Raw genomic sequence first — 22196 nt, 5'->3', positions numbered from 1 at the left:
ACTTACAAGAAGAAATATACCGCATTATTCCTTGCTTGTCAATGTCTCCACGCTCTCACGAATAATTAATTTTGTATCAAAAATCTTATTTGGAATTCGTCGTGTCGGAAACTCAATCGCATCGACTAAAAATTTGGCCGCAGTAAACCCAATCTCAAAGGTCGGCTGCATCACGGTCGTCAACGGCGGCGTGATATATTCAGATAGTTTCAACGCATCAAACCCTATGACCGATATATCTTCCGGTACTTTCTTCCCTGCTTCATAAATCGCTTGGTAACAGCCGATCGCCATCGCATCATTGCCGCAGAAGAAGGCAGTGATCTCTTTGTATTTCAATAAAGCTTTGGTCGCCTCATAGCCCCCAGAAACAGTCAATTCCGCACTTTCAACGTATCGTCCTTTGAATGGGATCTGATGATCCTTCAATGCATGACGGTAGCCATTGAAGCGTTCTTCTAATTGATAGTAGCCGGTACTTTCTTTCAACATGCCTATTTGGCGATGTCCATTGTTGATCAAATAGTTGACTGCTTGATACGCCCCTTCATATTCTTTGACGATCAAACGGCCATTGTCCCTTTGATTGATTCCTCGATCAACAAGAATGATCGGTCGATCATCAAAAAAACCGCTCTTCAAAGAATACGCCTCCGGCAGCAGATGCGGTGTCGCCAACAAAATACCATCGACTGAGCGGTGGGATAGTTCATTCAAATATTGGATCTCTTTTTCCTGACTATGGCGAGAATTGCATAACACCAGCATGTAGCCTAACGGGTTAAAGTAACTCTCTGCCCCTTCAATGATTTTGGAAAAAAAGAAATCCGTCACATCTGGTACGATCATACCGATCGTCTTAGAATGGCGGTTGATTAGATTTGAAGCAAAAAAATCCGGCTTATAGTGATACTTGTTTACAATATCTAATACCCGTTTGCGGGTCTCTTCACTAAAACGGCTGCCTTTGTTGTTCAAAATTTGGGACACCGTGGTCACGGATACCCCCGCCATTTCGGCAATCTGTTTGATTGTCATTTTCATCGCTTCTCACCTCTCTTGCCTAAAGTGTAGCAAATTTTGTTGCAAAAAAATAGCACCCATTCCTGTCACATTGTACTTTCTTTTTTTCAGCACATAAAAAATGGCCTTTACGTACTGAATCGATTGCTATAAAAGAAAGTATCAAAGGGGCTAGGCCTCTTTGATACTTTGGATAATATAATAGCCTTTGTCTTTCTTGATGATTTCAGCATTGCCAAAGGTTTCTCGCATTTTCTTTTGGGCACTCGGGGCGCCTTGTTTCTTTTGGATCACGATCGTTAGGGTGCCGTCCGTTTTCAACAGTGGATAAGCGCCGGTCAAAATCTCGTGCACCACGTCTTTTCCCGCGCGGATCGGCGGATTGCTGAGAATCGCTGCATAGGCTGTTTGATTCAAATCAGCATAAATATTCGATTGGTGGACATCCACTTGCTCGATGCCATTCCGTTGCGCATTGCCTTTGGCTAGATCCACCGCCCGTTGATTGATATCGATCATTTCGACAGGTCTTTGACTGGCATACGCCAGTGACAACCCCACTGGTCCATAGCCGCAGCCCACATCTAATAGCGTTCCTTCTGGCAGATTCTGCCAGTCAAAGCTATCGATCAACACGCGGGAACCATAATCGACTGTATCTCGGGAAAACACACCGCTGTCAGTCACAAATTGGAACAGCTTGCCTTTCAATTCGAAGGACCATTGCTCGAAGTCATGGGCCGTATCCGGGTTTTCTGTATAATAATGATTGCTCATCGTCATTTCCTTTCTTTAAACCAATTTTTGCTTTCTTCCATCTCCGCTTTTCCCTTTCATCATACCGAAAATTTGCTAAAAGTAAACGTCCTCCCCTTCACTTGCAAGAATGTATCATTTTTTTTTGCATTCTTGCGGTAAATTTCGGGTCTTTTTTCGTGGAAGCGGTCATTTATATGGTAAACTATTTTCGAACAGAAGCAATTCGCCGAGAGTGGCTAACTGCCGATGACCGGTTTCCTTTGTTGAACCGGGATGTAAAGAAGGAGCCTATTATGCAAGAAATCATGAATTTTTACCAAATTCCCCGCGAGCAATGGCAAGGTTTTTATACCAACGGCATGATGCCATTTACCCAAGACGAACTAGACAATATCAAGAGCTTGAATGACCGTATCTCTGTCCAAGATGTAGAAGATGTCTATGTACCACTATGCCATTTGATCCATTTGTATATGAAAGAGTTCGAATCATTGACCCTCAGCAAAGGACTCTTTTTGCACCGCTATGTCAAAATGCCGCCGTTTATTATCGGTATCGCAGGAAGTGTTGCTGTGGGCAAAAGCACCACGGCACGCCTTGTGCAAAACCTATTGGGACGGCTCTTTCCTCGACGAAATGTCCAACTGATCACCACGGACGGTTTCTTATACCCGAATGAAGTCTTGGAGGCCAAGGGTAGCTTGGACCGCAAAGGGTTTCCGGAAAGTTATGATATGGAAGCATTGATCAATTTCTTGAATGCCGTCAAATCTGGTGAGCCTGATATCAAGATCCCTGTCTATTCTCATGAGGTCTACAATATCATCCCAGATGAATACGAAATCATCAGCCAACCAGACATTCTGATCGTTGAAGGAATCAATACACTGCAATTGCCTGCCAACCAGCAGATCTATATCAGTGATTTCTTTGACTTCTCGATTTTTGTCGATGCACAGCCTGAGTTGATCGAGAAATGGTATCTGGAACGATTCGAATCTCTGTTGGATACAGCTTTCCAAGATCCGAGCAATTACTATTACCAATATGCCATCGGCGACCGCAAAGAAGCCATTAAAATGGCAAAAGAAGTATGGAAAAATGTGAATTTAAAGAATTTACATGAGTATATCTTGCCTACACGCAGCAGAGCCGATATAATTCTTCATAAAACCAAGCACCATTTGATCGACGAAGTGTTCTTACGCAAGTATTGACCACTTCCTTTATAGTATGCTGTTGAAAAGGACTTTCCTTTTTTCAATAAAAATTAAAAGAATTGAGGTAATTTATTGTGACAAACGTTGACAACTTGCCAAACGTCGAAAAAATTATCGTACTCGATTACGGTAGTCAGTACAATCAGCTGATTACGCGCCGTATTCGCGAGTTCGGTGTTTTCTCTGAATTATTGAGCCACCGCATTACCGCTGAAGAAGTCAAGGCGATGAATCCGAAAGGGATCATTCTTTCTGGTGGTCCAAATAGCGTCTATGACGAAAACTCTTTTGGTATCGATGAGAAAATTTTTGAACTAGGCATCCCAATCTTGGGTATCTGTTACGGTATGCAGTTGATTACTTATAAATTAGGCGGCACTGTTGAGCCAGCCAAAAACCGTGAATACGGAAAAGCAGAATTAGACGTATTGTCTTCAGATGCAGCTTTGTTCCAAAGTACACCTGACAAGCAAACTGTCTGGATGAGTCATGGTGATTTAGTGACTGCTGCACCAACAGGCTTTGATGTCGTTGCCACCAGCAAAGACTGCCCTATTGCATCGATCCAACATGCTGAACGCAAGATGTACGGTATCCAGTTCCATGCAGAAGTCCGTCATTCTGAATACGGCAATGATTTGTTGCGCCACTTCGCAATCGATGTTTGCCAATGTACAGGTGATTGGACAATGGATAACTTCATCGAGATGGAAGTTGCCAAAATCCGTGAACAAGTCGGCGACAAAAAAGTTTTACTTGGCCTATCTGGCGGTGTTGATTCATCCGTCGTGGGTGTCCTTTTACAAAAAGCGATTGGTGATCAATTGACTTGTATCTTCGTTGACCACGGTTTGCTACGCAAAGACGAAGGCGAACAAGTCATGGCAAGCTTAGGTGGTAAATTCGGTTTGAACATCATCAAAGTCGATGCCAAAGAACGCTTCATGTCTAAATTAGCCGGCGTCTCAGATCCTGAACAAAAACGCAAAATCATCGGCAATGAATTTGTCTATGTCTTTGACGATGAAGCAACAAAACTAGCCGGCGAAGAAGGTATCTCTTTCTTGGCACAAGGCACGCTTTATACAGATGTCATTGAATCAGGAACAGAAACAGCCCAAACCATCAAATCACACCATAACGTGGGTGGTTTGCCAGAAGATATGCAATTCAAATTGATCGAACCGTTGAATACATTATTCAAAGACGAAGTCCGCGAATTAGGGACACAACTTGGCATGCCTGACAGCATCGTGTGGCGTCAACCATTCCCTGGTCCTGGATTAGGAATCCGTGTCTTGGGTGAATTGACCGAAGAAAAACTAACTGTCGTACGTGATTCTGATGCGATCTTACGAGAAGAAATCGCCAATGCTGGTTTAGACCGCGACATTTGGCAATACTTCACTGTCTTGCCAGGTATCCGTTCTGTGGGGGTCATGGGGGATGGCCGTACCTACGATTACACAGTCGGTATCCGCGCAGTTACTTCTATCGACGGCATGACCGCTGACTTTGCCCGTATTCCTTGGGAAGTCTTGCAAAAAATCAGTGTTCGGATCGTGAATGAAGTCGCGCACGTGAATCGGATCGTGTATGATATTACGAGTAAGCCACCTGCTACTGTGGAGTGGGAATAATAAAAAACAGCCAACAAACGTTGTTAAATCAATGTTTGTTGGCTGTTTATTTTTTCGTTATCACACTTTTATCACAGTTATTCCTTTTAACCGAACAATTTTGCACAATAAATTAAGTAGAAAGTCTTCAAAAAAACTATTGAGTCTTTTGAGATTTTTTTCTAATTCATTATCTTTTATTTAACCAATCCTAAATATTGCTTCTAAAGCAGGATGTTTCAATATAGGGTTAAATTCCATCAAGCTATAATTGGAAAATCCAGCTTGAACCAAGGGATCATGTGCCATAATCCCTTTAGCTACTTCACGACTTTCGACTCTAAATACAAAGATACCACCATCAAATTCTCCAGCTTCTGTCAAAGCTGGTCCTGACATAAGAAATTTCCCTTGCGGAATTAAAGCTTTATAATAATCCGCATGGATATTTTTTGCCTGTTGAAACGCTTCTGATTCAGTATATCTTGTTTGCGTTTTTAAGGTTGCGATAAAAAGATTCAACGTCAATTCCTCCTTATTTGCTAAAGACGATAATCTTTTTGCCAGTATTACCGCCTGCTTCGAAATCCAGGTGTGCTTGCTTGATCGCTTCAAGTTCAAAAGGATAAGTCTTATCCACAAGCACATCAAGTTTGCCATTGCTATAAAGAGTAATGACTTCTTTTAGCTCTTCAATAGTCATGAATCCCATCGAATATATACCAGTAATTCCTCTACGATCAGTTTCTTCTTGATTGATTAGCGCATTAACAGAAGTTACACGACCACCTTTTTTAATTACTTGATAGCTGTTCTCCAATGTTTTAGGACCGGTCAAGTTGACCACTAAATCTACGTCAGAAACTAATTTTGTGAAATCCTCTGTCTGATAGTCGATCGTTTCATCCGCACCTAATTCCTTCATGTAGTTAGCTTGTTCAGCGCTGCCCGTTGCTATGACATAAGCGCCAGCATTTTTTGCCAGTTGAACAGCCTTAGACCCTACACCACCGGCACCACCATGGATCAGCACTTTTTGTCCGGATTTTGCTTGACCATCACGAATCGTTGCACCATAAGCTGTCGCAACACCAAGGAAAAATCCGCCTAACGGTACCAAGTCTAACTCTTTTGGTACGGTAGCGACAACTGCAGATTCGTCCAACAAAATGTATTCAGAATAAGCACTCATAAATGCCATACCTACAACATGATCGCCCACTGAAAAGCGGGTTACATCGTCTCCAATAGCTGTTATGATACCAGAAAAATCTTGTCCCAAAGAGTGTGGAAGGACAGGTTTTATTTCTTTTGGCATGGTGGGAAAGGGACCGTTGGCACGAATCATAATATCAGGATCGTTCACACCGATTGCAGCTGTTTGGATTACAATTTGGTTGGCCGCTGGTTTGGGAATATCGACTTCAATCATTTGCATAACATCTACAGATCCATATTGAGTGAGCATCATTTTTTTCATAGTATTACCCTCTTTCTTAGTATGATGTTATTATGTTCCTGTACCAAGAGTTTGAAAAGTACCATATTTTTTAATAGGTACTATCTTTTTTAATAGATTTTGGCAATCATACAGCTTTTAAGCACAAAAAAATCCTTGAATTTTTCAAGGATTTAACACTCTGCTAATTTTCTAACTCATAAGTATAAGCAAATTTCTCTAAAGCATCTAGAACTGGTATAAATTTACTGCCCATCTCCGTTAAAGAATATTCAACTTTTGGCGGCACTTGTGGATAAACTTCACGGTGAATGAGTCCGTGACTTTCAAGCATACGCAATTCTTTTGTCAAGTTCGCTTGCGTAACCATGGGCATTTTACGACTAAGCTCACCAAAACGTAGTGTTTGATTCCGTAAAAAAGATAAGATAACCATGGACCACTTACCACGTACGATCTTTTGAACGCTAGCTACTGGGCAATCTACAAATATTTCATTCTCTTCTATTTTCTGCATACAGATTCCCTCCAATACTATTGAATTTAATAGTACCTTTTTTCTAAATACTACTAAAAGATTATGTACTATCAAAAAATAGTACACAAATCAGTATAAACGCTTAATTCTAAATAGCAAGAACATACATTTTCTGACATGATTTCAGAAAATGAGTGGTTTTCAGAAAACTTACCTAAAGGACATCGTACTAATATTGGAGCTAGTGTCTTAATGCGAATGATTTAGCATTAAAATATGTGCTTACTAATTTAATTCTTCTTGAAGAAGTAGCTAGGTATTTTTTCATGAGTAAGTCAACTTTATTTAATAGATTGATAGAGTACCTTATTTTTGTAAAAATTATCATCCAGACTATGCACAGTGTTTCGTAAGTAAATATAGATACAGAAAAGAAAATGAGCTTTTAACTTTATTTTACTAGTTTTTATATAATTTACTGAAATGAAAAAACAGTTATCACACTTTTATCACAGTTCTTATAAATTTAGCACAAAACTATACTTTTTTAATCTAGTAAATTAGCTTCAAATCAAGTTTTCCGATTCTTATCTTTTTATACACCATTGAGTGGGAATAGTATAGATTGAAAGCCTAGAAGCTGATTAATCAGTGTTTCTAGGCTTTTTATTTTGATTTGGTAACCTTTTTGGTAACCATTTTATCGTTCAAAGTGTTATGGGTAACGTTTACAAATGATTCAAGGTAGTTGTTTATTTTGGCAGCGACCTTTAAGTAAACAATTTCACTATATGTATCGTTTCTAACCATTCATAGTGTATGTCCTCTTTTTGACACAAACAACTATAGCGAATGCCTTGAAATCTTTTTTTGCAGCTTCTTACAGTAGTCTATTTTATTTATTAATGTTTCGTATCGAGAGCTACTCTTTCGATTTTGTACTCTTTTAGAATTGTCGAATCAAACCTTTTAAGATGTAAAAACCTAGTCTTTAAGTTTGTAATTTCCTTTTTATAGCAATGTGTTGAGTGGTACGCAACTGGTAGTTGACTACCACTTTTTCATCATGCTCTCTTTCAAAATAATTATGTTTATGATTTCCACATTTTATTTACCAAAGATGTAATCACAATTATAAAAATAAACATGCTTAGAGCAACTGATTATTCAGGCCTTCTAAGCTTGTTTATTAAAAATGATTATACTCCTTGTATCAATTCGAGCAAATGTCAAAACTCAACCCTAAACACATTATTCAAATCCGTAAACTTTTCTTGATTCTCGAATGGAGCAAAAAATGCTGATTCGATTGAGAACATTTCTTCCAAGAGTTTTCTTTGACATTTAAAGTCATTCTCTATATTTTGCAGATCAGTCAATTTATTGTTTAAAATCAAATTGAAAATACTTCTAATTTTCCCTGGACGTTTCAAAATGATTTCTCTATCGAAAGGCTCCTCAGTCCTGTAATCTCTAAGCGCTATTTGTCGGTAAAAGTAACTGTGCTGTTGGGGTGTGAGAAAACCTAATTTATATGCCCTCATTTCGAGTGCTTGAATTGATACATGATACTTGAGTTTTAGTTGTGCATAACTATCAGGATTCGATATTTTCTTTATTTGATTGTATTCATCTTGCATTATTTCTCTGGGTAGCAGAAAACATGAAGCAAAATAATCTGCTTCCCTTTCTTTCTCCTGTCGTTCATTTTTGTCCAATGCCCCAAAATCAACATGAGGATGCAATATCAAATGGCCTAATTCATGTGCCAAGTCGAAATTTCTTCTTACAGCAGACTTTTTTATGCCAAGTACGATAATCGGTACATCATCGATAGACCATGCGCTATAGGCATCCGCTTTCCCGCCTACATTCTTTTCTAGGACATAGATGCCCGATTTTTCTAATGCCAATAAAAGATTGCTATTGTCTTGTTGAATGCCTAAAAATAATCTTGCATGCGCTGCGAATGCTTCAATTTGCTCATTTGAGCATCCTGTAAAAATCCCTCTGCTACCTTCATTTCTTAGCGTTACTAAAGTAGTTGGGGGAACGTTCACAAATGCTTCAAGATATTTGATTATTTTCACGGCGACATTTAAATAAACAACTTCACTATTGGTTTTCTTTCTTGATGATGCGTCTGCTTTTCGATAAGCAACATTTGTCTCGAAAAAGGTTTGCTCTATCACAAATGCTTCAAAAAAATAATCTGATCGCACTTGTAATATATCTTTCATTCTAAGTATATTTTCAAAGGACGGTTCAATCATCTGTTTCTCAAATTGCCAAATGGACTGTTCAGACACATTCAGTTTTTCACCAAGTTCTTTACGCGAAAGCCCCTGCAACATTCTAGCAACTTGCAGATTTTTTCCATGGAACATATTTATTCTCCCCTTTTTCATTGCGTAGGAAACTAGTTAGATACTTCTTTTCCCTCTTTAGGAAGAGTAATTTCATACTCTTCAGACTGAATAATTTCTTCATTCTCTCCTACGACTGCCGAATACTCCTCATCCTCTATCATGATTGAGGTGGTTTGCAAGAAAGATGTTAAATTTTGGATGACGTGTAATTCTTTCGTTTCAGCATCTGGCAAAACGAGTAATACTGATTCAATAATTTTTGCTGCATTTGTTTTGTATACGACGATGTAGAACCGCTCATATCTCGCTAACTCTTGATGTGAAATAACTGGTTCATCCAGTGGTAATTCCAGTTGAATAGACACATTCGGGACTTTTTTCTGGCCTTGACGAACTGCCTGTATGATAGGTGTATTTATTTTTGCATAATTTGTAAGATATTCACTCGTTTTTTTCTGTTGATTTTTTGAAAATGTTTGCTGCAGACGATAATCATTTTTGATAATGAAAAGTGAGGGATTTTTTTTGCCGAATGAAAATTCTAAATACTCCCAACTCTCACCAGCCTTCTCAAGTTTATATTCTGTGAAAGCACTGGTACTTCTAGCAACCCCATCGTCAATAAAATTCCCTTTTGTAAAAGCGAAGCCGCCAGAAACTTGCATTTTGTTTTTCATTTCTTGTCGAATTTCTAAATACTCCTTATACCCCAATAGTAACCCATCAACAACTAATTGCGCCTGTTCGTCCTTTAAGACCTCACTTTTCATTATCCTTTCAGCTCCAAACTAGTATATATTTTGTATAATTATATACCAAATTCATTGATGTTTAAATAAAATACTACAATAATCAATTATTTTTTAAAGTGAAATAGTCATCTCACCTAAAAACTTTTTTCAAAATTAACTGATAGCAATAATAAAATCACAAGTCCCTCTATATTTCGTGCTATTATAAATTTGCTTATTAAGATCATAATTATCTCACATATATTACACAAACATTCCACACCACAAGGAGAATCCCATGAAAACAATCGGACTATTAGGCGGTATGAGTTGGGAAAGTACCATCACCTATTACCAACAAATCAACAAATTGATCAATCAAGAACTCGGTGGGCTTCATTCAGCGAAGATTTTATTGGCCAGTATTGATTTCGAGGTCATTGAAACCTGTCAAAAAAATAATGAATGGGAAAAAAGCGGCGAAATTTTGGCTGAGTACGCGCAATCGCTTGAACAAGCTGGTGCGGACTTCTTGCTGATTTGTACCAATACGATGCATAAAGTCGCGCCCCAAATTCAGCAGGTCCTATCAATTCCGATCATTCACATTGCCGATGCAACGGTCGCAGCACTGCAAGCAAGAAGCATCCATAAAGTGGCTTTATTAGGGACGTCGTATACTATGACCCAAGATTTTTACAAACAACGAATTATTGATCAGGGAATCGACGTGTTGATTCCAAATGCGTCAGATATTCGAGTAGTCAATCGAATCATTTTTGATGAATTGTGTCATGGGGTCATTAAGGAAAGCGGGAAAGCTACCTTTCTTCGTGTCATTCAAGAACTAGCGCAGCAAGGTGCAGAAGGGGTTATCTTGGGTTGTACGGAAATTGGCCTATTGATTCAGCAAAGCGATGTGGCTCTGCCTGTTTTTGACACAACATTGATTCATGCGGAAGTGGCTGTTGCGAGGGCTTTGTCGTAGTTTTGATTTTGTGAAAGGTTTATAGCTGAAATGTATCCTATTTTGTTACGCGTTTCAGCTATAAAAAAATCAAGATCATCTTTCCCCTTTACAGCTATATATCCAATCTTCTTCAATGCCAAACTTTGTCGGAGCGGTCAAAACATCGGTATCTCCTTGACGTCTTGTCTTCATATCAATATCTCCTAGCTAAACTAAGTCTATCATTATTATATCCTCCAAAAAGCAAACACAACGTATGTACTTTACACCTGTAATTATTTCTGATTTTTGTAGATAATTTTGCTTCTTCCAAGATTCCATTTCAAGCTGTTATATCAGTACAATTAGGCTATAGAAAGATGGAATACATGCGATGATTCATATCTTGTCAGTCGGTTTAGTTCTCTACCACAAAACTGGTTGACGCAGATTTGACCCAGCAACAGTTGAATTCGCTAGTATCTTCGACAAGCAACCCGTTGACCCTACTCCCCTCGAACAAAAACACCCACAATCACCAACGCCAGCAGCGTAAAGCCAACCATCCACCACATTTCTTGATTGAATACTTGCGTCGTTGTAACGATGATCGACAACCCAATCGGACCGCCGATTTGGTGCATCATATTGGTGACGCCGCTTGCGATACCGGCCATTTCATCTGAAGCTTGATGCACACCAGCGGCTGTTACAGGTGCCAAAATCAACCCTTGTCCCACACCGAGAATGAGCACTGGGACAAAAACTGCGGCCCAATAGCCAGCGGTCGTATCAGAAAATGCCAATGCAGCAAGTCCAGCTGCCAAAATCACTTCCCCTATCAACAATACTTTATTGTTGCCGCATTTATCCGTCAATCGCGGCAATTGCAGCGCAACAATGAAGTTGACGATCGTTAATGGCAAGAAGGCTAGCCCTGATTCAAAGGCACTAAATCCATATTGGCTTTGCATCATTTGCGGCAAGAAAAACCACAATGGCAACATCGCCATCATAAACAGTAATCTGGTCAAATAGGCACCAAAGCGAATCTTATTCTTGAACAATACCAATGGTAAGATCGGATGGGCACAATGCGATTCCCAATAAACAAACAGCAGCAACAACATGATTCCAAGGCTGAACATCCACCAAAGGGATTCAGTCACGCCATAAATAATGCCCACCAAACTCAAAACGGATAAGAAACTGCCTAAATAATCAATTTTTCCCGCTTTCACCGGCGTTGATTCAATATGCTTTAACGTCAACAAGATCAATGCGATCGTAAATGGTACGTTGATCAAAAAACCAGCACGCCAAGAAATCAAACTAGTTAAGCCACCGCCTACGAGCAATCCGACACTTGACCCTATGCCGGCAGTTGCCCCATAATAGGCGATTGCTTTTTGTCGCATGGTGTTTTGATAGGTATCCATGATCAATGCCAACGTTGTTGGGGCAATGATCGAGCTGCCGATACCTTGTAATGCCCGCATCAAAATCATGGTTGTAGCATCTTGCGCCATGCCGATCACGAATGAACTAAGACCAAAAATGGTCAGTCCGATCAAAAAGATCCGTTTTCTGCCTAACAAATCAGACAACCGTCCACTTAATAGCAAAAAGCCCCCGAAAGTTAGTGTATAGGCACTCGATACCCATGAAAGAGCAGATGACGTCAAATGCAAACTTTGTCCAATTTCGATTGAACTCGTAAAAATAATGGAGTTATCCATCAATATCAAAAAATAGGCCAATAATGTGATTGGCAATACTATACCAAATGTTTGTTTATTCAATTGATTACCTTCTTCTTATTTGATCTCAATGGTATCTAACCATCTATGCATTGCTTGGATCGTCTTTTGTTCCTTATCCCCTTGAATGGCGAATAACACGCCGTTCCTTTCTTCTCCACCATGGATAGAGAACCCTTTTAATATTTCTGCATGTTTGGCATATTTCCGAATTTGTGTAAAGACTGTCCCTGATCCATAGCCGCCATGCGTATTGAAGGGAACAATGATCTTATTCGAGAAATCATACGTCTCAAGAAATGCAACGACCGCTTGTGGTAAGGCTATATTCCATGTCGGCGCACCGAGAAAGATGATTTCGTATCCATCAAAGTCTGGGGTGCTTGAATCCAGACTTGGTAATAGCCCCTGTTCCTGTTCGTGCTGATTCAATGCTACTTCTTCATCATAGTCTTTTGGCCGTTCTTCGGCCGTTTTGATTCGCCACAAGTTGCCACCGACTGTTTCTTGAATCAACTTGGCAACAGCCGCTGTATTGCCTGTTCGTGAGTAATACGCGATCAATTTCTGATTGGATTCCATATCCAGCCTCCTTATTTGATCAATATTTCTGCTTTTTCCATTGAAAATAGGAGACCGTGGCTATTGGTCTCCTACACAATCGATGGATCTACCCGTATGGATAAATGTCTCAATAAAAATCAGGTTTTGCTTTGTATTCTGACCCTGGTTCCCATAACCCGATACTGGCGCGGTGATCTTGGCGCTTGCCGGTGATCGTATCCGTTACGAACTGTGCGATGGCTTGTCTCGTTATCTGCGCACCGAGAAATGGTTCGCCTTTTGGACTGGCTACATATTCTTGTCGACTGCCGTTATACAGCCACGTCATCCGCATGTATACATAATCGAGATCACTTACTTCAAGAGCTTCGATACCGCGATTTGTTGCAACGGACTGTCCGAGCATCTGACTATTCCAAGCAGAAAAAGGTGCCGCTACTTCTCCATAGACGCCTAAAACCCCCGCTTGAATGATGCGTTTGACGCCAGTTTGGTGCATGGCGTCAATCACCGCTTCGGTTATCCTTTTGTCATCAAAATTCATATAGACAATGTCTTGTCCTTGCATCGCTTCAACTAGATCTGGCACGTGGCTTGCTTGCCCGGTGATTTTCCGCATACCGTCATAAGGTAAGCGCGCAGCATGACGGCTGAATAATGTCAATGTGATAGCTGGTTGTTCTTGCAACAATGGAATCAAGTAACGGGGAATCTGCCCACCGGCACCGATAATCAGTACATTTATCATCCTTTATCCAGCTCCTTCTTCTACTTACTATGCTTTCGTTGCTTTTTTCCTAATCAAATAAACAGATCTATCGCTTTACTGGATTTATTTTTCCGTATCCAACATTCGGTTCATGAACCATTCGACTTGTTGCGGTGCGTCGTGGTCAAAGAATGCCGATTCTTGTTTGTCCAATGCTGCGATGCGTTTCATATCAGCTTCCGTTAAAGAAAAATCAAAGATATCGATGTTTTCGGCCATGCGTTCTGGCCGAACTGATTTGGCCAATGCCACGATCCCTCGTTGCATCAACCAACGAAGAACAACTTGACCGACCGTCTTGCCATATTGTTGACCGATTGCCGCTAGTTCCGGATTTTGAAACAGATCATGACGTCCCTCTGCAAAGGGTGCCCAAGCTTCGACTTGCACATCATATTTTTCATGCCATATTTGGTCTTCCTCACGTTGATACCATGGATTGACTTCGATTTGGTTGATTTGCGGTTTCACATCCGTCAACCCAACAAACTCAATCATTTTTGCAGATTTGAAATTAGAGATACCAATGGCCCGGACTTTACCCGCCTTTTGCGCAGCTGCCAAGGCGCGCCATGCGCCATACACTTCACCATATGGTTGGTGGATCAAATAGAGGTCCAAATACGCTAAGTTCATGACCGACAATGAGTGGACGATCGTTTCTGCAGCAGTTTCTTCTGGCGTTTGCAAAATGAAGAGTTTTGATGTGACAAATAGTTCTTCTCTTGTGACCAACCCTTCTTTGATGGCACGATCAATGCCTTCCCCAGTTTCTTTCTCATTGCCATAGATGGCTGCCGTATCGATCAAACGATAACCAGCTTTGATTGCTTGATACACAGCTTCTGCGGTCTCAGCCAAAGGAATTTGATAGACTCCGAATCCTAGTTGCGGCATCTGTACACCGTTGTTTAATGTGATTGTATTCATGTAATAATTCCTCCTTTATTTCTTAGATTATTCATCCTATACCTTGGCGTGTACTTCAAAGCAAGGAAAATCGACTATTTCTTTCGCTCCCATAATTTTTCAATGGTATCAGGGGTCATCTCTCCCGCCTTGAATTTGGCAATATGATCATCATAGGTATCGATTTTGTATAGCAACAACGCTCTGACTTCTTGCATTTCTGCCAACTTTTTGTCGAGTTCTTCCAATTGTTCAGTCAGAATCTGTTTTTGGGCAGTCTCTACATTTTGTGTACCTCTTACTTGCGCCAACTGTGCAAATTCAATTAGCGATTCAACGGATAGCCCTGCCAACCGCAAATGCTTTGCCAGATAAATCCAATTCAAATCATTGGTCGTATATTCCCGATAGCCGCTGTTGTTGCGATGAACGGGAGGAATCACACCCACTCGTTCGTAATAACGCAGGGTATCTGTACTCAAGTCAAACATGGCTGCTGCTTTTTTGATATTCATCCTGTCGCCTCCTTTGTCTTTATCATAAACCTTGGTGTGCACACCAAGGCAAGCGGTAATATACAAAATGGTGCCTGAACTGTAAACTAGTAACTCCTTTATTTGTCACCACTCCCTCAGCGTGCTATGCTTGAAACAGCATCTGATTGAAGCAGCGATTCTCAATCAGTGACTTACATCCATAATAGACAAAGGAGAATGACGATGAACGTTTTATTTATTGGGGCTTACGGGAAAGTCGGACAACATTTTGCAGATTTAGCCAAAGCCCACAGCGAAATCAATGAAAAGGCATTGATCAGAAATCCTGACCAAGTCGCTTTCTTTGAAGAAAGAGGGATCGATACAGTTTTATTAGATATTGCGACAAGTTCTGTCGATGAGATTGCCAAAGCTGCTGAAGGTGCTGATGCGATTATTTTTAGTGCTGGGGCAGGAGGGAAAGGACTGGACAAAATCTTCACCGTTGATTTAGATGGTGCGGTCAAAGCTATGGAAGCGGCCAAGCGTGCTGATGTGAAGCGTTTTGTGATGGTCAGCACCTTTAGAAATGACCGAGAAGAACTACTGAAACAAAATAGCCTTCAATCTTACACCATCGCAAAATATTATGCAGATGAATGGCTTCGCAGCCATACGGATTTAGATTGGACGATCGTTCATCCCGGCGGACTAACAGATGATTCGGCTACTGGCAAAGTAAAAGTGGGTAAGCGAAACGAATACGGCACAATTTCTCGTGCGGATGTCGCTGCAACGCTGATGGCCGTTTTAGAAAACGACCAGACAATTGGGAAAGAATTTGAAGTGATCAATGGCGATACTGCGATTGATGAAGCGATTGAGGCTTTGTAATACGTCATTTGATTGCTGTTCATTCTACTTATTTTTTGAATAAGAGTGGGTTTTAAATAGGATTAGAAAGAATCCTTTCACGCTAGCTATTCGGTAAGTGCTCTTATCGAATAGCTAGTGTTTTATTATTTGTTCTTTTGATGTATGTCTGATGATCGTTTAACAAGTCTTACAACTTATATTTTAACTTTTTCACGTTTTTCAAGTTCTTGTAGCTTCATGTCCATAATATTGATTTCATCAAGGAATGTTTTTTTAAAGCTAAGATAAATTGCCGACTGTGCGTAAAATTCTCGAATAATCTGTTTTTTGTTTAAAGGGATTGATTGATAAGCAAAGAAACTTTCCAACAACTGCAATGGTTGCGTCCATGAAGACAACCGTTCCAATTGATTTTTAAGTTGCTCAATATCCTCTTGAGTAATTCGTTTAATCGGTTGATTTTTGGGTGTCTTTAAAACTTTTTGCTTTTTCTTTTCTTCATCTACCATGTATAGTTCTCCTTTCTATCCTTTTTTATATATAGTTGCCTAAATCAAGATTTCCTTCCTTAAAAACTATTAGTGATATAAATATTGTATACTATACTCCGTTCAAATGTGTTGGCCATATAAACATGGATTTACAAATTAATTATGATTGATCGACATTAGATACACCAAAAGCCATCTCCACAGATTTCTCTATGGACATGGCTTTTTTTACACCTGTGCTGCTAACCAAACTTTCGACGCCTCGACTTCTTGATACGTCAATTGATGACTAGGTGTCCAACTTTCAGTAACCACTGATTGACGATCCATGAAAATCGCTTTGACATACGCGGCATCTGCGCGGGACACGATAGGATCATGGGTCCCGAAACTCATGAAGACACGTGTCTTAGATAAGTCTGTAGTCGGCAACTCCTTCACAGGGTACATCGCGTGGTATAAAATCGCTTTGGTGAAGATTTGGGTTTCTGTGAGCAACAATCGAATCGCGATATTTGCGCCGTTCGAGTAGCCTACCAGTACGACTTTTTCCATCGAAAAATCGTATGTTTCAGCAGCTTCTTGCATCTCTGCTGCAAGTACATTCCCTCGCTGCGCCAAATCAGCTTCATCGTATACCCCTTCTGCGACTCGTTTGAAATACCGACGCATGCCATTCTCCATAACATCGCCACGGATACTAAGCAATGATGCATCTGGTGAAAGGGCGCGCCCGATTTCTATCAATGAATGTTCGTCGCCGCCTGTCCCGTGCAATAACACCAACACTGGGGCATCTGGTTGTCCTGCATGATAGATCATCTTCATTGTCTCTACCTCCTTTTTAATCATCTGGACGTTTGATGTCAAACATCTCGCCGATGCTGGCGTAAGTATTGCCTGCTAAACGGCTCACGGCTTGCAAGCCTTCGGGATCTATTTTTCCGTCCTGATAAATGTCCTCATTGATATGATAAGCCGTCACTTGCAGCAATAGCAGGTCCGCTTGGCTGCCTGCTTCTATCGGAATATGTTGATACAATTTTGTTTCAAAACGAACTTTGGCTTCTTTTAAACCTGGTACAGCGACCGTGCTTGAAGGAACAGTCGTAAAGCCTGAAGCATCCAACTCGCTAGTCTCAGGCGGCAATTGGGCGGCGGTGTGATTCGCAGCCACCACATTTTCTTTGTCCAAAATATGGATGACCGCTTCATTGGTTGCCAGCAAATTTCGGGCTGTGTCTTTGGCTTGACCATTTTTCCGTTGCACAGCAATCGAGAGCATGGCAGGATCTGAACTGACGATCGAAAAGAAACTAAAAGGGGCGATATTCAGCACCCCTGCTTCAGAGAGCGTTGTGACAATCGCTACCGGTCTGGGAATCACTGATCCAATCAATAATTTGTAATTGTCTCTTTGGGTCAAAGTTGTTGGGTCTATTTCTCGCATCGCTTGCTCCTTTCTTTCACATTCAATCAATCTTTAGCTGTGGCAGATGTGCCAGTATATCTGCTCGTTGCGCTTCAAATTGCGGTGGTAATGTGAGTGTTTCGCCGAGGGTCTCCAATGGTTCATCGACTAAAAATCCTGGTGTCTGTGTAGCGATTTCAAATACGATCGATCCGTGCTCTTGGAAATAGATGGCATGGAAATAATGACGGTCTTTGATTTCTGTCACCCCATACTGTTGGTCATGGAGATAAGTTTGCCACTCTTTTTGCGCGGTATCCGTTGGGACGGACCAAGCAATATGATGGACTGTACCTACACCCCATCGACCTGCTGGCAATGCTTGATGGGGAACAACAATTTCATGATGCTGTTGACCTGTCGTTAGAAAATGGCTGCTTGTCTCTGTTTCTTCGACCAACTGCAGACCTAAATCATGTGTCAATGTTTGCATCGTAGCTGCGGGTTGTGCAGAAAGCAATACGGCACCATGGAACCCCAAAATATCCGGTGTGTCTGCCGTTTCTTCAGACTCTACTAATGCCAAAGCTAAATCGTGTGTATCAGCAAGTGCTAACGTTTTTTGCTTGAATAATGTGCTCTCTTGAACCGCAATACCTGATCGACGCAAGTGTTCCCGCCAATAGTCACTGCTATCTTTTGGAATGCGAAAAGCGATGCGCCCTACTTGTCCACTGCCGACACGACCAGCATGGGCATTGGCCCAAGGGAAGAACGTGATGATCGTGCCATTTTCGATGTGCTGATTACTATAATACAAATGATAGGTGTACGGATCATCGAAGTTGACCGTTTGTTTCACCAATCGCAAGCCGAGTACCTGACGATAAAAGGCAACATTTGCTTGAGGATCTCCGACAATCGCTGATATATGATGAATATGTTCGATGGGTTGCATATCGATTGCTCCTTACTGGCGAACTGTGTTGAAGGGCGTGATTGCGCCTTCGATGTAGTCGCGCTTATTTTCTAAAAATGGGGCCAACGATAACTTTTCCCCCAGTGTTTCATATGGCTCATCCCCCATAAATCCAGGTTCATCGGTAGCCAATTCAAATAGAATATGGCCTATACGAACGTATAATGATTCAAAATAATAACGATCGACATAGCCAGAATTGGCTAAGCCTAAGTTATCAAAGACTGCTTGCCATGCGGCCAAGGATGCGCGATCAGCGAGACGAAAAGCGACATGATGGACTTCTCCATCTCCTTGCTGTGCTTGTGGGCTTGCAGTGTCTTCAATCAAGACGATCTGCCCACCATTGCCGCCGTCACCGACAGACAACAATGCGCGGTCTGCTTCTTGGGCTACAGTTTGGAACCCAAACACATTTTCCAGCAACCCTTTCATATCCGTAAAATAAGCGACACTGATTTCAACAGGACCTAAGCCATAGATGGCAAATGCCATTGGCACTGGTCCTTTTTTCCAAGGTGTCCCCGCTGCCACACCTTCGTTGCGTTCATCAGAGATCAATTGATAGGCTTGTTGGTCAAAATCCCAAAACTTCAATACTTTTGTCCCGAAAACTGTTGAGATCTCTTCATGCTTCACTGAATAGGTGTCAAAACGTGCCGCATAATAAGCCAATGCTGCATCTGTTGGCACCCGAAAACTGGTTCTCGTAATCGAATTGGTGCCTTTGCTGCCTCTTGATGTTTGCGGAAAATCAAAGAAGGTCATCGTGGTGCCTGGTGTACCGATATCATCTGCAAAATATGTATGGTAAGTATAGATGTCATCTTGGTTAACGGTTTTCTTGACCAGACGCATGCCTAAAATATCTGTGAAAAAGTGATAGTTCCTTTCGACATCACTGGTCATTGCTGTCACGTGGTGAATCCCTATTAATTGGTCTTGTGTTCTCATATGAAGTCCCCTTTTCTATTGTATGATTTTGCGTAAAATGGTTTTTAATGTGGCTAATTCTTCACTACTCACATTCTCGAAACGACGGTCGATTTGTTGGGCATGGGTCGGAAAGATGTCTTCAATCAAGGCGTGCCCCGACTCAGTTAATGACACCAAACTGACGCGTTGATCTTGTTGGCTTTGTTGTCTTTTGACATGTCCTTTTTTCTCTAACTGGTCAATGACATAGGTTGTACTGCTGCTGGCGATCAATATTTTTTCTTTGATTGCTTGGGTGGCTTGTGTTCCTCGGTGATACAATAATTCTAAGACCGAAAATTCAGTGATATTCAAGTCATAACATCGGACATCTGCTTTAGCCATTTGTGCCAATTGATTGGCTGTTCGTAGTAAACCAATATATGCATGCAACGCCGCTTCTTGATGGGTCATTTCCTTCACCTCATTTATTTCGAATTCGAGATAATTATAACTTACTTTTTGTAAGTGGTAAACAAATCTGCCTATTCACCATACAAAAACGCATACGAAGCTATATACTAGCCAAGTATGCGCATAACAATCAGTATCAAAAACACCTAATTTACGGAAAAATCTACCGGATCGACCATTTTCTTTTCAAGAGCCAAAAGCCATTTCTTTCGCTCTAAACCACCGCCATAGCCGCCGGCGTCCCATCACTATTGATTACACGATGACAAGGGATCAAGATCGAAAGTTGATTCTTGCCATTGGCATTGGCCACAGCACGACAGGCCTTCTCATTGCCAATCGCTTGTGCCAATTGTTTGTAGGAATAGGTTTCCCCTGCTTTCATCTGTTGTAACTGCTGCCAGACTTGTTGCTGGAACGGGGAGCCAATCATCGCTAGAGGAATCGTAAAGGTCGTTCTTTGCCCATTGAAATATTCCGTCAGTTCAGCTGCCAGTTGTTGTATAATCGAGGTTTGCTGAGGAATGATGCTGGCATTGAGACGTTTGCGCAGTACCATGATCTCTGTTTCCAACCCCCGTCGATCAACAAATTCCAATAGGTACAATCGGGCGTGGTCGCTAATCGCCAACATCGCCCCTAGTTTGGTTTCCAGCCACGACGAATAAAGAATCGTCTTCTCTTTACTATTCGAGGGCAAATCCCCCATGATTTTGGCGAAGGCATCTCGAAAGCCATTGCCAGAATCAAAGCCCGCTTCTAGTTGTGCATCAATCAACGGTTCCCCTTGTCGAATATGTTTAAAGGCTAAACCCAATCTGCGGGAGCGAGAATACTCGATGAAGGTCATGCCAAAATATTTTTTGAATTGTCTGCGGGCAGTATTTGGATGGATAGCCAAGGAGGAAAAATCTTTGTCCGTCCATTTCCGTTCAGGATTGGCTTCTACAGCATCAACCAAGCGCTGGACATCTTCAGTCAAATAGCTGGGTGCACTTAAGGGCTTGCAACGTTTGCAGGGACGATAAGCCGCCAGCAATGCTTCTTGCGCATCATCAAAAAATTCACAATTCTTTTTCAGCGGTTTTTTGGCTGGACAAGTGGGCCGGCAAAAAACACCCGTCGTCTTGACACCTACATAGAAAATCCCTTCATATTGCGAATTTTTTTCCACCAGCATTTCATAATAATGGTCGACCTGTGTTTGTGCGGTAATCATGTATTTTTCTCCCCTCGAAAGGTGTCGATCATGTAGATGGCTACCCTTCTATCCATGTGACGGATCAATGGATTTGCATCTCTATGTAAAGCATTGAATTGATTATATGCTGATATGGTCATATTTGTCACCCTTTCTTCTGTGTACCTGTACTGTAACCGAAAAAGAGTCAACCCATCCCACCAAAATTAACACCTATTTTTGGCGACAAAAAAAGCCAACAACACTCATTTACTTTGTGTCGTTGGTCTTGCTTTATTCCTTTGATATGAATCGTAGACCCTACGCAAGCGTGGTCGATTATAGCGCTGAATCAGAATAAACGGCAGATTTGCCAGGAGCGCATAGAAGATATTCAATACAGCAGCCCACAAAGGATTCCATAAGAAAAAGACACACGCCGAAAACAAGAGCAACCAGTGGGTCAACTCTGCGCGGCAAGTTTCCACTATAAAGCGATGAAGATATACGTGGTCTTTTCGTTGTAGGCGAGATTTATTAAAGCCGCTGCTATCGATTTGCGTCCCTTCTGGCAGACGATCCTTCCAACGGGCGATGCGCAACTGTTTCTGCCAAAACTTCCCATCATCTTCAAAGGAAAACGAGCGAAACCAAGCAGCATGCTGGTCAAAAAAAGCCAACGGGATTTGGCGGATTCCCCAAGATATACCGAGATGCACACAAGCCCAGGCCAAACTATCAACAATCAGCAAAGGAAACAAGGTGAGTCTGATAATTGGCATCTG

General features: G+C 41.3%; 23 protein-coding genes and 1 pseudogene. 4 read left to right on the top strand and 20 right to left on the bottom strand.

What is annotated here, in order from left to right:
* Positions 1-24: 24 nt before the first annotated feature.
* Together A5886_RS01265 and A5886_RS01260 are read right to left on the bottom strand one after the other, a co-directional pair.
* Positions 25-1044: a LacI family DNA-binding transcriptional regulator gene (locus A5886_RS01265; RefSeq protein ID WP_086273276.1), complete on the bottom strand. Its 1020-nt coding sequence runs from the start codon at positions 1042-1044 to the stop codon at positions 25-27.
* A gap of 150 nt (positions 1045-1194) precedes the next feature.
* Entirely contained in the window at positions 1195-1800 is a 606-nt protein-coding gene (locus tag A5886_RS01260) for a class I SAM-dependent methyltransferase (RefSeq protein ID WP_086273275.1), read from the bottom strand.
* Positions 1801-2075: 275 nt separating this feature from the next.
* Here A5886_RS01260 and coaA point away from each other — a divergent pair, with 275 nt between their 5' ends.
* A complete protein-coding gene (gene coaA, locus A5886_RS01255) occupies positions 2076-2999 on the top strand; it encodes a type I pantothenate kinase (RefSeq protein ID WP_086273274.1) in 924 nt (307 codons plus the stop codon).
* A 77-nt stretch (positions 3000-3076) separates the two neighbouring features.
* Complete coding sequence (gene guaA / locus A5886_RS01250) at positions 3077-4642, top strand: glutamine-hydrolyzing GMP synthase (RefSeq protein ID WP_086273273.1); 1566 nt, start codon at positions 3077-3079, stop codon at positions 4640-4642.
* Between the two features lie 180 nt (positions 4643-4822).
* Here the strand turns inward: guaA and A5886_RS01245 are convergent, their stop codons facing one another.
* From A5886_RS01245 to A5886_RS01220, 5 genes are all read right to left on the bottom strand, one after another.
* A complete protein-coding gene (locus A5886_RS01245; protein WP_218776621.1) occupies positions 4823-5143 on the bottom strand; it encodes a YciI family protein in 321 nt (106 codons plus the stop codon).
* Positions 5144-5156: 13 nt separating this feature from the next.
* Positions 5157-6101, bottom strand: a complete 945-nt coding sequence (locus tag A5886_RS01240; protein ID WP_086273271.1) for an NADP-dependent oxidoreductase — start codon at positions 6099-6101, stop codon at positions 5157-5159.
* Positions 6102-6264: 163 nt separating this feature from the next.
* A complete protein-coding gene (locus tag A5886_RS01235; RefSeq protein ID WP_086273270.1) occupies positions 6265-6597 on the bottom strand; it encodes a winged helix-turn-helix transcriptional regulator in 333 nt (110 codons plus the stop codon).
* A gap of 1190 nt (positions 6598-7787) precedes the next feature.
* Positions 7788-8945: a spr1629 family repressor/antitoxin gene (locus A5886_RS01225; RefSeq protein WP_086273269.1), complete on the bottom strand. Its 1158-nt coding sequence runs from the start codon at positions 8943-8945 to the stop codon at positions 7788-7790.
* A 32-nt stretch (positions 8946-8977) separates the two neighbouring features.
* Positions 8978-9697: a spr1630 family ClpXP-sensitive toxin gene (locus A5886_RS01220; protein ID WP_086273268.1), complete on the bottom strand. Its 720-nt coding sequence runs from the start codon at positions 9695-9697 to the stop codon at positions 8978-8980.
* 259 nt (positions 9698-9956) lie between these two features.
* Between A5886_RS01220 and A5886_RS01215 the strand changes: the two genes are divergently transcribed.
* Positions 9957-10646, top strand: a complete 690-nt coding sequence (locus tag A5886_RS01215; RefSeq protein WP_086273267.1) for an aspartate/glutamate racemase family protein — start codon at positions 9957-9959, stop codon at positions 10644-10646.
* Between the two features lie 467 nt (positions 10647-11113).
* Here A5886_RS01215 and A5886_RS01210 read toward each other — a convergent pair whose 3' ends face one another.
* The 5 genes from A5886_RS01210 to A5886_RS01190 form a co-directional block, all read right to left on the bottom strand.
* Positions 11114-12409, bottom strand: coding sequence for an MFS transporter (locus A5886_RS01210; protein WP_086273266.1), 1296 nt, complete (start codon positions 12407-12409; stop codon positions 11114-11116).
* Positions 12410-12424: 15 nt separating this feature from the next.
* Positions 12425-12949 carry a flavodoxin gene (locus tag A5886_RS01205; protein ID WP_086273265.1) on the bottom strand — a complete coding sequence of 175 codons (525 nt, stop codon included), beginning with the start codon at positions 12947-12949 and terminating at the stop codon, positions 12425-12427.
* 109 nt (positions 12950-13058) lie between these two features.
* Positions 13059-13679: an NAD(P)H-binding protein gene (locus A5886_RS01200; RefSeq protein ID WP_179189948.1), complete on the bottom strand. Its 621-nt coding sequence runs from the start codon at positions 13677-13679 to the stop codon at positions 13059-13061.
* Between the two features lie 84 nt (positions 13680-13763).
* Positions 13764-14630 carry an aldo/keto reductase gene (locus A5886_RS01195; protein WP_086273264.1) on the bottom strand — a complete coding sequence of 289 codons (867 nt, stop codon included), beginning with the start codon at positions 14628-14630 and terminating at the stop codon, positions 13764-13766.
* Positions 14631-14704: 74 nt separating this feature from the next.
* Complete coding sequence (locus A5886_RS01190; protein WP_086273263.1) at positions 14705-15124, bottom strand: MerR family transcriptional regulator; 420 nt, start codon at positions 15122-15124, stop codon at positions 14705-14707.
* A gap of 204 nt (positions 15125-15328) precedes the next feature.
* Here A5886_RS01190 and A5886_RS01185 point away from each other — a divergent pair, with 204 nt between their 5' ends.
* Positions 15329-15979, top strand: a complete 651-nt coding sequence (locus A5886_RS01185) for an SDR family oxidoreductase (RefSeq protein ID WP_086273262.1) — start codon at positions 15329-15331, stop codon at positions 15977-15979.
* Between the two features lie 176 nt (positions 15980-16155).
* On the opposite strand, the gene A5886_RS01180 is transcribed toward A5886_RS01185, so the two are convergent.
* From A5886_RS01180 to A5886_RS01145, 8 genes and pseudogenes are all read right to left on the bottom strand, one after another.
* Positions 16156-16470, bottom strand: coding sequence for a hypothetical protein (locus A5886_RS01180; RefSeq protein WP_086273261.1), 315 nt, complete (start codon positions 16468-16470; stop codon positions 16156-16158).
* 210 nt (positions 16471-16680) lie between these two features.
* On the bottom strand, positions 16681-17280 hold the full coding sequence (locus A5886_RS01175) for an alpha/beta hydrolase (protein ID WP_086273260.1): 600 nt from the start codon (positions 17278-17280) through the stop codon (positions 16681-16683).
* 16 nt (positions 17281-17296) lie between these two features.
* Positions 17297-17902 carry a flavin reductase family protein gene (locus tag A5886_RS01170; protein WP_086273259.1) on the bottom strand — a complete coding sequence of 202 codons (606 nt, stop codon included), beginning with the start codon at positions 17900-17902 and terminating at the stop codon, positions 17297-17299.
* A gap of 22 nt (positions 17903-17924) precedes the next feature.
* A complete protein-coding gene (locus A5886_RS01165; protein WP_086273258.1) occupies positions 17925-18821 on the bottom strand; it encodes a VOC family protein in 897 nt (298 codons plus the stop codon).
* Positions 18822-18833: 12 nt separating this feature from the next.
* The gene (locus A5886_RS01160; protein WP_086273257.1) at positions 18834-19796 is read right to left on the bottom strand and encodes a ring-cleaving dioxygenase; all 963 of its coding nucleotides are present in this window, start codon (positions 19794-19796) and stop codon (positions 18834-18836) included.
* Positions 19797-19811: 15 nt separating this feature from the next.
* Positions 19812-20231 (bottom strand): MarR family winged helix-turn-helix transcriptional regulator, encoded by a 420-nt coding sequence (locus A5886_RS01155; RefSeq protein ID WP_086273256.1) that lies wholly within the window; start codon positions 20229-20231, stop codon positions 19812-19814.
* Between the two features lie 146 nt (positions 20232-20377).
* A pseudogene (locus A5886_RS01150) lies at positions 20378-21450 on the bottom strand (bifunctional transcriptional activator/DNA repair enzyme AdaA).
* A 227-nt stretch (positions 21451-21677) separates the two neighbouring features.
* Complete coding sequence (locus A5886_RS01145; protein ID WP_086273255.1) at positions 21678-22193, bottom strand: glycosyl-4,4'-diaponeurosporenoate acyltransferase CrtO family protein; 516 nt, start codon at positions 22191-22193, stop codon at positions 21678-21680.
* Positions 22194-22196: the final 3 nt, after the last annotated feature.

The sequence above is a fragment of the Candidatus Enterococcus testudinis genome, from assembly GCF_002140915.1.
Taxonomy (GTDB): domain Bacteria; phylum Bacillota; class Bacilli; order Lactobacillales; family Enterococcaceae; genus Enterococcus_D; species Enterococcus_D testudinis.
Note: the sequence above shows the minus strand (reverse complement) of the source record. Positions and strands in the feature narration are given on the sequence as shown.